Origin of the sequence: Methylotenera versatilis 301, assembly GCF_000093025.1 — a bacterium.
Lineage (GTDB): Bacteria > Pseudomonadota > Gammaproteobacteria > Burkholderiales > Methylophilaceae > Methylotenera > Methylotenera versatilis.
This window is the reverse complement of the sequence record NC_014207.1, coordinates 870083-882994: the sequence shown is the minus strand read 5'-3', so window position 1 is coordinate 882994 and position 12912 is coordinate 870083. Positions and strand designations below refer to the sequence as shown.

The 12912-nt window shown below is 40.1% G+C and carries 11 protein-coding genes; 3 read left to right on the top strand and 8 right to left on the bottom strand.

What is annotated here, in order from left to right; all coding sequences use genetic code 11:
* Positions 1-17 precede the first annotated feature (17 nt).
* The 4 genes from M301_RS03990 to M301_RS03975 form a co-directional block, all read right to left on the bottom strand.
* On the bottom strand, positions 18-1244 hold the full coding sequence (locus M301_RS03990) for a globin domain-containing protein (RefSeq protein WP_013147471.1): 1227 nt from the start codon (positions 1242-1244) through the stop codon (positions 18-20).
* A gap of 121 nt (positions 1245-1365) precedes the next feature.
* Complete coding sequence (locus M301_RS03985) at positions 1366-1827, bottom strand: Rrf2 family transcriptional regulator (RefSeq protein WP_013147470.1); 462 nt, start codon at positions 1825-1827, stop codon at positions 1366-1368.
* A 76-nt stretch (positions 1828-1903) separates the two neighbouring features.
* Positions 1904-2239, bottom strand: coding sequence for a hypothetical protein (locus tag M301_RS03980; protein WP_013147469.1), 336 nt, complete (start codon positions 2237-2239; stop codon positions 1904-1906).
* Positions 2240-2427: 188 nt separating this feature from the next.
* Positions 2428-3156, bottom strand: a complete 729-nt coding sequence (locus M301_RS03975) for a Crp/Fnr family transcriptional regulator (RefSeq protein WP_013147468.1) — start codon at positions 3154-3156, stop codon at positions 2428-2430.
* Between the two features lie 558 nt (positions 3157-3714).
* Between M301_RS03975 and M301_RS14150 the strand changes: the two genes are divergently transcribed.
* The 3 genes from M301_RS14150 (at position 3715) to M301_RS14495 (ending at position 7124) form a co-directional block, all read left to right on the top strand.
* Positions 3715-4296 carry a hypothetical protein gene (locus tag M301_RS14150; RefSeq protein WP_013147467.1) on the top strand — a complete coding sequence of 194 codons (582 nt, stop codon included), beginning with the start codon at positions 3715-3717 and terminating at the stop codon, positions 4294-4296.
* A gap of 54 nt (positions 4297-4350) precedes the next feature.
* The gene (locus tag M301_RS03965) at positions 4351-6354 is read left to right on the top strand and encodes an alkaline phosphatase (protein ID WP_013147466.1); all 2004 of its coding nucleotides are present in this window, start codon (positions 4351-4353) and stop codon (positions 6352-6354) included.
* 89 nt (positions 6355-6443) lie between these two features.
* Positions 6444-7124, top strand: coding sequence for a PEP-CTERM sorting domain-containing protein (locus M301_RS14495; protein ID WP_013147465.1), 681 nt, complete (start codon positions 6444-6446; stop codon positions 7122-7124).
* A gap of 81 nt (positions 7125-7205) precedes the next feature.
* Here the strand turns inward: M301_RS14495 and M301_RS03955 are convergent, their stop codons facing one another.
* Genes M301_RS03955 through M301_RS03940 form a run of 4 tightly spaced genes read right to left on the bottom strand, consistent with a single transcriptional unit; the run spans position 7206 to position 12866 of the window.
* Positions 7206-8309: a glycosyltransferase family 4 protein gene (locus M301_RS03955; protein ID WP_013147464.1), complete on the bottom strand. Its 1104-nt coding sequence runs from the start codon at positions 8307-8309 to the stop codon at positions 7206-7208.
* Positions 8306-9592 (bottom strand): glycosyltransferase family 4 protein, encoded by a 1287-nt coding sequence (locus M301_RS03950; protein WP_013147463.1) that lies wholly within the window; start codon positions 9590-9592, stop codon positions 8306-8308. The genes M301_RS03955 and M301_RS03950 overlap by 4 nt, the downstream gene beginning before the upstream one ends.
* A gap of 11 nt (positions 9593-9603) precedes the next feature.
* Entirely contained in the window at positions 9604-11934 is a 2331-nt protein-coding gene (locus tag M301_RS03945) for a cellulase family glycosylhydrolase (RefSeq protein ID WP_013147462.1), read from the bottom strand.
* Entirely contained in the window at positions 11931-12866 is a 936-nt protein-coding gene (locus M301_RS03940; RefSeq protein WP_013147461.1) for a glycosyltransferase family 2 protein, read from the bottom strand. Before M301_RS03940 ends, M301_RS03945 begins: the two co-directional genes overlap by 4 nt.
* Between the last annotated feature and the right edge of the window lie 46 nt (positions 12867-12912).

Genomic DNA, 12912 nt, shown 5'->3' with positions numbered 1-12912 from the left:
GTTATTGAATCATTTGATTAAATTAAATGGCTCAGGCTTTCTGGGCCAAAAACTTCTCGATGAATTCTGGTCGGACTTATGCCTAACTCTAAAAGCGTTTTCCACTGATCATCCATAAAGGCTTGAGGGCCGCAGATATAAAACTCGGCTTCACTACTTTCGGCTTTAAATAAATTTGCCTGAGAAGCTGGCGTCAATAATTCTGATAGATTCATCTTACCTATTGTCACGCCCTCTTCTTTTTCATGGCACTCGTTTAAATACAAAGCATGATTCAGATGAGGCATTGCCACTTTTGCCAAATTGACATCTTGTCCATGGGATAAATGCTGCTTAGATCTAGCCGCATGTGCAAATAGCACAGGGCGATTTGGATTTTCTTCAGCGAGGCTATTGAGCATTGAAATCATCGGAGTGACGCCAACCCCTGCTGAAATCAAACCAATTGGATGACTTGCTAAAATATCTGGCGTGAAATTTCCATAAGGATGGCTCACATCTAGAATGTCCCCAATGTGCGCATGCTCGTGTAGCCAATTTGACACTTTACCTTCTGGCTTAAATTCATCGCCTTTTTCACACTTAACTGAAATGCGTAAACTATTTTTACCAGGTGCATCAGATAAACTATATTGGCGTAATTGCCTGAGTTGTATATCGTCTAAATACGTTGCGATAGAAACGTACTGTCCTGGCTTAAAATTGGGCAGTGCTTGATGATCTGCTGTCTGCAATGTAAATGAAACAATATCCGCACCTTGTCGCACTTTATCAACAACCATCAGCTTCATCCAGCTATCTGCTTCAAAGCCTGCTGTTTGGTAAAGGCGCGCTTCTGCTGCGATTAATTCTCCAGCCAGCAACCAATAAGCCTCGTCCCATGCAGCAATTAAATCCGGGGTGGCGGCATCGCCCAGTATTTCTTTAATTGCGCCTAACAAGTAACGCCCAACAATTGGATAATGTGACGGTTTAATGCCGATAGAAGCATGCTTATGCACAATGCGCTCAATCACTGGTGCTAAGGCCGCTGCGTTCTCTATATTGGCGGCGTAAGCAAAAACGGCTGAAGCTAATGACTTCTGTTGCGAACCGTTGGCTTGATTACCCAAATTGAATAAATTATTTAGCTCAGGATGCGCAGTGAGCATGTTTTTATAGAACACCGTAGTAATAGCAAGGCCATGCTCACGCAGCACAGGCACACTGGCATCAATATAAGGTTTTGCATTTGCAGATAACATCATTTCTCCTAAAAGTTGTATATAATATGCAACATATAACGTAAAAAAATACACTCGTGTGAGTGTGGGGTAAAAAAACTAACGTACGCTAACGATTAAATCCATACTTATAACGCTAAGCTTATGCCGCCTTGTCTTTCAATAACACCTGATATCGCTGGTGCATGCTAATCACGGCAGACTGCGTTTTATGGTTCACTACATCAGCCAATGAAAACGTATTCATGTGCTCGTAAAAAGCCTTTAAGCCTATGTCTAGAATCTCTTTTAGGTGACAATTCCCTTTTAGCGCACAAGGTGGTTTTGCACAATCAATCAAGGCCGAAGCATTCTCTAACTCTTGCAATACATTACCCAACTTTAACTGATTGGCTTGCACGCCCAGCCGTAAACCGCCATTTCTACCGCGCGTAGCTGAGACCCAACCCAGTTTATTTAAACGCGTCACCACTTTAATCAAATGATTGCGCGGAACAGTAAACTGCTCCGCGATTTCATTGATCGTCACTGGCATTAAACGCTCTTCCTGTGTCAGATACATCAGCACGCGTAAACTTAAATCTGTGAACTTAGTTAATTGCATTTGTGCATACTATATATGTTGCATAATAAATGCAACATATATTTACCTCAGAAATCCAACCTAATGACTACTTGCCTTAATTTGCTCTAGGACGCTCTTGCGCGTCATGTTTTTCTTGATAGATTTCTTTACTCGCCGCATGTTGATCTTGATGCAACTCTTGGCGCTCATCCTTAGACAAGTTACCATCAGACTTAAACGCACGCTCTTCTTGACGAATATTTCTTTGGTCACCACGTAAATCTTTTGCTTCACCTCTAGTCAACTCACCTGATTTAACGCCCTGCGCAATGCGTCTATCTTGATGATGTTGATGCTTATTCACATTAGGATCTCTAACGCCAGCCGTTGCGGCAGTTGTGAAAGTAGCTGAAATGGCTATCGCCATGATAGAAAGTAATAGTTTGTTCATATGATTGCTCCTGTGGTTAATTTGCTTATATTTAATGTTAAATGCCAAACATTCCGAACCATGTGATTGAGTTCTAATGTAATCATTAAACGTAAAAGCAAAAAACAATCCGTCGCTATTATTTAAATATATATAGCTGTGCAGTGAAGCAAATAGATTTAGTCACTTAAAAATGCTGATGCCATTTATTACCGATTAATCACTGGTGGCAATAAACGTTTGTACTCTTCTGCGACAGCTGCGTAGCATTCGCAAACGCGCTCTTCAAGTTTTGGACGATCCAACACTGTAATACGTCCACGTGTAGACTTAATTACTTCATCTTTCTGTAACTTACCCACGGCATCTGTCACTGACTCTCTGCGCACACCCAGAAGCTTGGAAATCAAAAACTGAGTTATTACAACTTCGTTTTCATGCAGTCTATCTACACTCATCAACAACCATCGGCAAAGCTGCTGATCTAAGGAGTGGTGCTGATTACAAACAGCCGTTTGAGACGTCTGTGCAATCAAAGCCTGTGTGTAAAGTAGCGCAATTTTTTGTAGCTGACCACCACGAGCAAATTCTTGTTTCAAAACTTTCCTGCTGAGCCGATAAGCTTGTCCAGGACACTGAACCTCAGTGCTACTAGGCATACTATCGCCGCCCATATAGACTGATATACCAATCATCCCCTCATTACCAACAATGGCTATTTCACTTGAAGACCCGTCCACTAGGTCATATATCAGAGAAACAATGCCGCTAATTGGAAAGTGGATAAACTTAACATGATCTCCAGCTTCAGCAAGCTTCCATCCAAGCGGCATTTCAACTAACTCTAAGTCAGGAAAAATCCGCTCATAATCTGGCTTATTTAGCGCAGCAAGTATGTTGTTTAGCTTAGGGTTAGGGGGTTCAATTGATTTTGACATCTGTGAATTTTTATTCTATGTGACCAAAATGAGTAAATTTGCAAACAGTTAATTTATGATTAACTGAAGCAATGCTAAAACAGGCTTATAAAAAAATATTTATACAGATACTAAAAACTTCATATCAATATTTAGTGACTTAATATGAGATACAGACATTAGTTATCATACTAAATTTATTTAGCATCAATGACTTACACTTATTGACAGACTTGCTATTCAAGTATCACTTATTGGCGGAGAAGGCGGAATTCGAACCATTTTCTAAGCCAATGAAGCAGTTTATACATAAAAATACCAAATATATTAAGTTCCGTATTAATTAAACTCATTATACAGAGTTGAGCGCATTAACGCCCTGTCTTCAAACGTCTACTGAGGCCGGTGAAGTCAAAAGATAAAATATTTTAGGATATTTTAATTCATAAGCCGTACGGCTCAATTCTCGTTACAAATTTGAAATATTTCACCTTCATAATTAGATACATATTCATGCCTTATAAGTCATGACTTACGTTAAATAGCACCCAAACATTAATAGAGTTAAAGAGACATCGAATGACATTTTCAAACAATTTATTTCATAAGTTATTTTTTATATTTGGAATTTGCCTAGGCTTAAATGTCAATGCGCACGAAATAACAAACCATAACTTATCTCCAAAGATGATGCCGTTTATTGTCAGTGTTAGTAATGTCAATTCTGAAGCACCAAAAGATGTTACCGATATCAAATTCCGCGATTTCTTTAAAATGCCAATCGGTAAAAGGGGGCTTGAGTTAAATGATAAGTTTATGAGCCTTGATGGAAAGCGTGTTCGTATTCTTGGTTACATGGCAAAAGTAGAAACACCAACCTCGGGCATGTTCGTATTAGCTTCTCTGCCAGTAGAGCTCGGTGATGAAGATGATAGCCTTTCAGATGATTTGCCAGCTAACTCAATTTTTGTACACACTGATCCAAAGCCGTTTGTTGTACCTCACATCACAGGACTTATTAGTCTCACTGGAACATTAAGTATTGGAAGTCAATTGGAGGCTGATGGTCATGTCTCCATGGCGAGATTGATATTAGATCCAGAAATCTCAAAAGCTCTGGAAAAAGAAGCCATCCGTGTAAGTGCTGCAATAGAAAAGTGACAACCACTCTGCAAAATTTTAATCAACCAACGCAATAATTAGGGAGAAATATCAATGAATAAGAACCTGTATAAACGTAAATGTATTTCAATCGTTGTAGCAACCATGTTAGCTACAACTGCAGGCGTAAGCATGGCGGCGCCTAAAGTGACTAGACTCACACCGCCAAGTAATACAGTTAGTGCCGATGCAACGACACTTTCACGCTTTTTACCAGGTCAACGTTTTGATCTTCAAGCTACTGTAACAGCAGATGCAGGTACTACAATTATTGGTTTTGAGTTTCAGGTTGATGGCGTAACTGTTAACGTTCCAACTGCAAGAACAAGTATCATGAGTGGTACTGGTGTAACTGTAGCCAATGGCTTCGTAGGATCATTGAGAGCCTACTCTAACTTGATTTCAGGTATGCATACGCTGACCGTTAATGCTACTCAAAGTGATGGCCAAGTTGCGACGCTTACAGGAAACTTCGAAGTCGTTGGTACTACTGCTCAGGGTAAACCAGTAAAAAACATTATTTTTATGTTGGGTGATGGTATGGGTGCAGCACATCGTACTGCGGCACGCATCATGGTTAAAGGTTATGCTCAAGGTAAAGCGCAAGGTAGACTTGCAATGGACACGTTTCCATTTACTGGTATGGTAATGACATCGTCACTTGATACTATCGTGACAGACTCTGCTCCAGGCATGGCCAACTATGTCAATGGTAACAAGCAAGCAAGCGGTCAAGAGGGTGTATGGCCTGACGATACAACCGATGCATTCGATAACCCTCGTGTAGAGTATTTGTCGGAGTTTTTGCACCGCACTCGAGGCACTAGCCTTGGCATTGTTACAACTGCAGACGTATTTGACGCGACGCCAGCTGCAAACGCAGTACATACCTCAAACCGTGGTAACGGTACAGGTATCGTTGACCAATACTTAGATGACCGTAATTTGACAGGTTTATCTGTGTTGATGGGTGGCGGACGTAAATGGTTTATCCCAAAAAACTCAACAGCAACAGCTGCAAATCCATCAAATACTGGCAATGGCTCTGTTCGAGCAACTGGAAGTGACTATGTGTTGCCTTCTGACATCGTTGCAGGTTGGGGTGCTGCAGTCGGAAGTAAAGATCCAAATCGTGATTTGATAACAGATTTCCAAAATGCAGGTTTTACATATGCTGCTGACAAAACAGATATGGATAATGCTGGCGTGCCATCTAAGTTGTTGGGATTATTCAGCTACTCAAACATGAACGTATCGTTTGATAAAATCAATGGACGCCGCGGAACTACGTCAATCGTAAATGACTACGGTTTCCCAAACCAACCGATGCTTGATGAAATGGCTGATAAGGCAATTAAAGTATTAGCAAATAATAATCCAAACGGCTTTGTATTAATGGTTGAGGGTGCATCTATCGACAAGCAAGCTCATTTAATGGATTCTGATCGCTGGATTGAAGAAACTATTGAGTTTGATCGCGCAGTTAAGGTAGCTCAAGACTTTGCAAAACTGAATCCAGATACATTAGTGATCGTAACGGCTGACCATGAATGTGGTGGCGCTGCAATTATTGGTGCATCAGTAGGCACTACTCATACAGTTGCGGATGTTGGTACATACCAAGCTGCTAAATTTCCAAAATACACAATTAGTGCTGATGGTTATCCTGTTACCACAGACATCGCAGGCAAGATGTTAATTGGTTACGGTGGTAATGCTGACCGTTACGAAACATGGCAGTCAAATGACCAGCCGAGCCAAGATTCTCAACAACCTTTTGTCGGTCAATCTCCACTTAATAATTACAATTGCGGTGCTAATGGCAATCCAGGAACTCAATGTATGTCAGCTACAAATGTGGCTAACGTAGGTCCAGTGAGAAACATTAGCTCTGGTTACTTAGTGATTGGTCAAGTCCCAGGTGACCAAGGTGTGCATACTGCGACGGATATTCCATTATCTGCTTTTGGTCGCGGCGCCTCATTATTTACGGGTGTAATGGACAATACTGACGTTTTCTTCAAAATGGGCCAAGCTGTATTAGGCGGCGTTAAGTAAATCAAATGCATTTGGTTCAACCCGTCTTGGTAAAGATGGGTTGAACTGAAAGCTGAATCATTTAAAACATCTTGAAAAGAGAAAATACCATGTTTAAAAAATCAAACTTACTGAGCACATTGCTTGCTGTTGTCGTGAGTACCAGCAGTATTGCAGCATCTGCATCTCAATTTACGATTAATTTCGACTTGCTATCATCTGGCGCTAATGCAAATTTAGATCAGGTTGCAATAGATAATGGTGTGAGTTTTGCAAGTGGGCACTTAGTAGACACCGTAGACGCTGACTTTAATGTCACTGGCCAGCACTGGGCGGCGTATTCAATTGCAGATGATAATGTTGACCCTTCGATCTTTGTGCAAAACTCTGCCAATCTTGGCTGGGGTGCTGCACCTTCTGGAGTTAATGCTCTTGATGCGCGTTTTGATCAAGTATTAGTACAATTTGCAAACCCTACCCAATTAAGTAGCTTCTCATTTAATCTAGACAGTTCAAGCTATGGCAACCCACAAGCATCAAACGTACTATTCTTGGATAAAGATGGAAATATCATTTTCACATCTAACGATTACTTCCAATCAACTACAACCAGCTTCAACCAGAGCTTTGCTTCTTCGTTAACGGTTAGCGCTGTAGTGTTAACTTCAGGTAAGCTTTATGACAACTTGACAGTTGCAGCTGTTCCCGAACCAGAAACCTACGCTATGTTACTTGCAGGTTTAGGGCTATTGGGATTTGTGTCACGCCGTCGTAATAACGAACAAGTCTAATCCTATTAACTATTTAATAGATAGCAACGGGGGCTTCGGCTCCTGTTTCCGTTCACAAAGTGAGCTTCATGAAGTATTTAGTTATTCAAATACAGAAAGTATTCGTTTAGATAATCTCCGCCAGTTAAAGTCACGCTCTACATGTACTCTGGTGTTTTGTTGCATACGCGTTATGGTCAATTGGCTCTCTAATAAGCTAATAATTTTTTTGGCCATCTCTCTTATGTTATTTGGCTCTACCAAACAGCCAGTTTCATCTTGCTCTACTAAACCCTGATAAAACAGAAAATCCCAAGCTATCGTCGGCAAGCCCATTGCCATTGCCTCTAAACATGTGCCAGGCAAACCTTCATAATAAGAAGTGGAAACATATAACTTACTTCTTTGATAATAGTGTTGCATGTCTGAAAAGCTGACCTTACCAGTAAGATTAATATTTTCAGTCAGATTAGACAGATGGGATTTCACCCAAACATCATCATCTCCATAACCAACAATCAAAATGCGAATATCTGGCTTTTGTTGAATCAACGCAAGGCAAACTTTAACCATTGCCCGACTGCCTTTACGATGCTCAATACGCCCGCAAAACAACACATCATAATCTTTAGCAACTGTGAGATCTTGTGTAAACAATGAGGTATCGACGCCATTAGGGATAATTTCGATAGGCTTCGTGACTCCGTAAGTAAGCAACTCCTGCCTACCCTGCTCCGTTAGCGTAATAATTTTTACAGCTTGTTTAAATATACGAGATTCCAGCCACAATTTAATATTGACTTCAAAATCACGCCACTGGCTTACAAAGTATTGAGTTTTATAAAACCTACCCGACATACCGATGTAAGTAGTATGAGCAGTAAGTATCAATGGGATATGCCTAGGCATAAAAAGCCCAGGAATAAGTGGCGGTATATGCAAATTAATGTATTGAATTTTTCTCTGTTTATACAATTCATTTAATATTTTGCGCGCTTTAAGAGACCAAAAAAATAAATTAAAACGACTAGAACTAAAAGGTAGATGGATTAACTCTACATTGGCATAGTGTCGATCAACACGATGCTCATCGCCAGTAATCAAATAGATTGTTGAGTGATCTACGGGCAGATTGGCCAAAAAAGAATCTAGGTAGCGCGCTATGCCACCAACACCATAAAACTGAGGGTACACGATTGCAATCATGGGGTGTTCAACTTCGAATTATTGATATACTTAATTAATGGCATGGTAGTAGCGTTATCAATTTGTAAAATACCATCACAACAAAATAAGATGGCTTCTAACTCGTCTACAAGGCGCTCCCATGTGTACCCTGCAATAATCTTCTTTCGCGATAAATACTCCATTTGAACTTTATGTTCATCATGTAGCAGAACACCACACACAGCATCTACTAATGCATCAACATCAGCTTCTTTCACCAAAATGCCATTAATTTTATTTTCAACAACTTCAGGCACTCCACCTACGGCAGAACTCACCAAACATGTACCAGATGCCATAGCTTCTAGCACTACTAATGGGCATGGATCTTGCCAAATGGATGGCAAAACAACGATATCTACTGCGGAATATAGATATTTAAGTTTTTCGTGTGGGATATAGCCAGTGAAGATAATGTGTTGGCTAATGGGCTTTGCAAGTTCAACTAAAGTTTGCTCATAGGCAGTTTTTGCTGCCCCCTCAAAAAAAGAGCTGCCAACAATAATGAGTTTAGTGTTTGGCAAACGCTGATGAATCTGCTCAAACGCCTGAATTAACACATGCACACCTTTGACTTCAGTTAACCGGCCTACGTAAAGTAAATATTTTTTATCCGCTTCTAAAGCTACTACTTCTTTTAATTGATGCAATGCCTCGTCACCATAAGGCATGAAAACATTAGGGTCTGTGGCATTAAAAACCACGATGAACTTATCTGCATATTGAGGAAAATGCTTTATTGCAGAGTGTCTTATGTAATCACTTACGCATATAACCGAATCAACCTTTTTAAGTGCATAACGGTAAAATGGCCTAAACATCCTAATCGTTAAATGTTCATTATGCATATGTAAGATTACTTTTTGCAGCGGATTACTTCTTAAAAACAATAGTAAATTTGGTTCGTTATGTATCACCACCAAATCAAAGCTATGCACAAGTTTTGCCATACGTCTGCCATAGGAGGCTACATTCTGCATCTTCGCCAAGTAGCGTAAAGGGTTACGCCAAGTTAAACGCTCTTTTATGCGATGAAAAAACTCTTCAGTTTTAGTCCATGGAATCGTTAAATACTGCACGCCATCAATACCATGGTCATTGGCAGGTCTTGAAATAATACTTATTTCAAACTCAGCTTGATCTAAACGCTTAGAAGCTTCATGCACCCAATGCTCTACTGCCCCACCTTTTACAGGTGGCACTGGCAATAACTCTGGCACAATGATAGCAAGGCTTTTTCTGCTGAGGCTATTTGAGGTCATTTGAAAGCAATCTAAACACTAATTTCAAAATATGTCGTTGCACCATGCGTTAACTTGCTGATGTCTAAATCAAACTCAATGCCATTCTCCGTTTGTATGACCTTGATTTGATCCTTTCTCTGGCCACGCAAATTAGTTGAAAACACCTTCAATTTGCTCTTATTTATATTTTTTAACCCAAGCTTTACCTTAGCAATGCGAATGAGCACTGGCGCCACCCCTAAATCTGTCGATGTAGTTTCAGCAGCATCACTAAAACGCATGTCGGTATTTCTAGCATCTGTTGAAAGCACCACTAACATGCGTTTACTATTGGCTAACGGTTGTTTGTCCATTGCAGAAACTGCCACCAGTGCGGGGCTATCGGCCGACAACACAGAAAGTTGATTCAGTGTAATTTGATTTAACTCATCAAATACAACAGCTTCTGTATTAGGCGTTATCACTTTCATTTGCTTTTTCTGGGCATCTAAAAAGAGCTCTCCCGTGTCGCTTTGAAATAAATCTTGCTGTGCATTAGTAAGGTTATTAACATCAATAAAGTCAGACTTTCTTAAATCCTCCACCCTTGCAGCCCAGCGATCATCTGCGATCACATTGACTTTACTTAGCTTGTAGGCTAGTTTTCCGCCATAATCTTTAGCCAATTTATCTAACTTTGTACTTAAATTAGATGTCACTTTAACTGGTGCTAATGCTCCATCTTTTAATATATTCAACCCAGGCTGATTTAGTAAAACTTCAGCATCATATAGCCCTTTATTGGCTGTTGAAGCCTGCTGTGTATTACCTTGCCAAGCTAGCCCTATCCCCGTGACCAAACTTAGTTTAGAGATATCAGATGGCGTATTTCCTAGGTGTGCACTTTTATCAAAAGCATCAGAATGGCCAAATTTCACAACAATCGTATGTTTTGCTGGTGAAACATCTCCACGTAGAAAAAGTAAGGCGGATAACGTTTCTGTTGCACGAGATATTGGATCTGTTCCAACCGCAAAAGGGTTGATAAAATTCTTTCTACCCACAGTTGGTGCATAACTTAAATCAATAGCGCCTGAGTGCTGACAAATGCCGTCCCAGCTTTGCAATGCTGCATAAGCTGGCAATGCTAAGCCATTCTCACGTCTATATTGATTCCAGAAAACTTGCCCATGCTCTGTTACGGTATATGCCTTGCCAATATGCTTTGCGGATGTAAGCTCTCTAATATAATTGGCGTCTCCTTTAAGCATGCTGTCCTGCCTCACGCTCATTTCTTGCGAACTGATATATTCAGGGTGTGCAAAGTAATTATGCATATCAACCCATTCAAACTGCGCCCTACTCGCTTGCGCTTCTGGGGCATGCCAAACGTTATAACTCGTGACTAAACCTTGGTAACCTTGCGAACGTAAATACTGTGTCATCCAATCTGCGGTCTTTTTCTCAGTTTCCACAAAAAACTGTTGTACATCTGACATGCGATGCGACGTCCATGCATCTGGCGCAGGAAAGCTCACCTGATTTGACTCTATGTCATCTTCTTTTTTATACTCATTGCCCCAAGCCGCTTTCAGAGCCTGATTACTACCATATTTCTTTTTAAGCCATTTTGCAAATTGCGGTTTAAAAACTGGCGAAACACCTTGGCGATTTACAAATACGAGATTACCTTCGTTGACTAGAATCAATCCCGCTAATGTTGGATCCTTCAATATGCTCATACCAGTATATGGATTCACCGACCCATACATGGTTGCCATCAATTTTTTCCAATGCGCTTGCTTTTCAGCATCAAAATAAATGCCTTGGTGAAGTTGTTTTTTACCTAACCAACGCTCAGTAATATTGCCATAACCGCCATTATCATTACTTAAGCCGTTTAATATTAGGTAAATACCATTACTTTTTAATGCGCTAATTAAGTATTGAAATCGATCTAGCTGTTCAGGGTTGTAATCAAAATCGACTTTACGCCCCTCCATCAGCATGGATTCAACGAAATCCAGCCTGACCATGTTATAACCATGCATCCGGTACTGCTTCACATACAAATCAACAAGATCATGGCTAGGAAAACCACCTAGATTCACGCCAAAACCCAGCGATCCAATCAAAAAACGAACCGGCTTCTCTGGAGCATCCTCAAAAGCATAATGACCTTGCTGATTAACTATAATGCGCTTTTGTATAGGTTTTGCCGGTAGTGTTAAATTTGAAAAGTCTAGAATGGAACCTGGCTCAATCATTAAAGAAACATCTTTAACTGGAACCCAGTTTTCTGATGCGGCAGTGACAGAGGCATGCATAACACCAGCTAAACAACACAATAAAATTAATATGTTGTGGCGATTAAACTTCATGTATTTGCAACTTTGCGCAGATTATCTGAACAGAATATAAGCAAGCCTGGGAAAATTGCTAGGGTACAAAGCACAAATACACTTACACTTTTGAATCTCGAGAATTGCATAAAGCGAACATCGCCTGCATGAAGGCTATATCTCACATACAACATAGCCCACTTAATAAATGTCTTAGGGTCATTATGAAAATACTTAAAATCACGATTTAGCATCTGCAAAAAATAATCCTTAACTAAAGCTTTTTTCTTGGGGTTAGCTTTGGTAATTTGATTACCCGAGTCTTGATAGAACACTCTAAGTGGCTCGTTAATACACCTAATCTTGTATTCTTTTGCAATCGCGTCCCACACAATATTCTCAGGTACAAATCGCACTGAAATATCTTCTGGAAATGGGTATTTTTTTAAAATTTCTGTTCGGTGAAAACCCCAAGTTTCACCACGTTTTTTATATTTATAACGCAAATTTAAAGCGTTGGTATCTAAGGGATGTGCTGCAAATACATCTCCACAGACTTGTCCATTCTCAAACTGGCATAAAGTCACAATACCAGTATATTGTTGACGCTCATTATCGGGAATTAATTGCCACCAGTGCCACATAATAGACAAGGAGTTCGGCAAAAAAGCATCATCTGAGTCAATAGGTAAAAACAAACTTCCTTTTGCTTTTTTAACGCCCCGATTAAACGCGATGTGCTTACCGTAGTTTGGTTGTTGCAAATAAACAATTGGAAACTCACTTGATTGCTGCCAGTCTTTAATTAACTGATAGGTGCCATCAGTTGAACCATCATCTACCACCACCCATTCAAAATCTGTAAACGTTTGTGACTTCAGGCTATCGTAAACCCGGTGCAATGTATGGGCACGGTTAAATGTAGGTGTAAATACGGTAAATATAGGGCGTTTTTCTTGGAATTTTTTCATACAAAGCTGTGCTTACTAATCAAATGCATCAATAAAAAAGGATAAG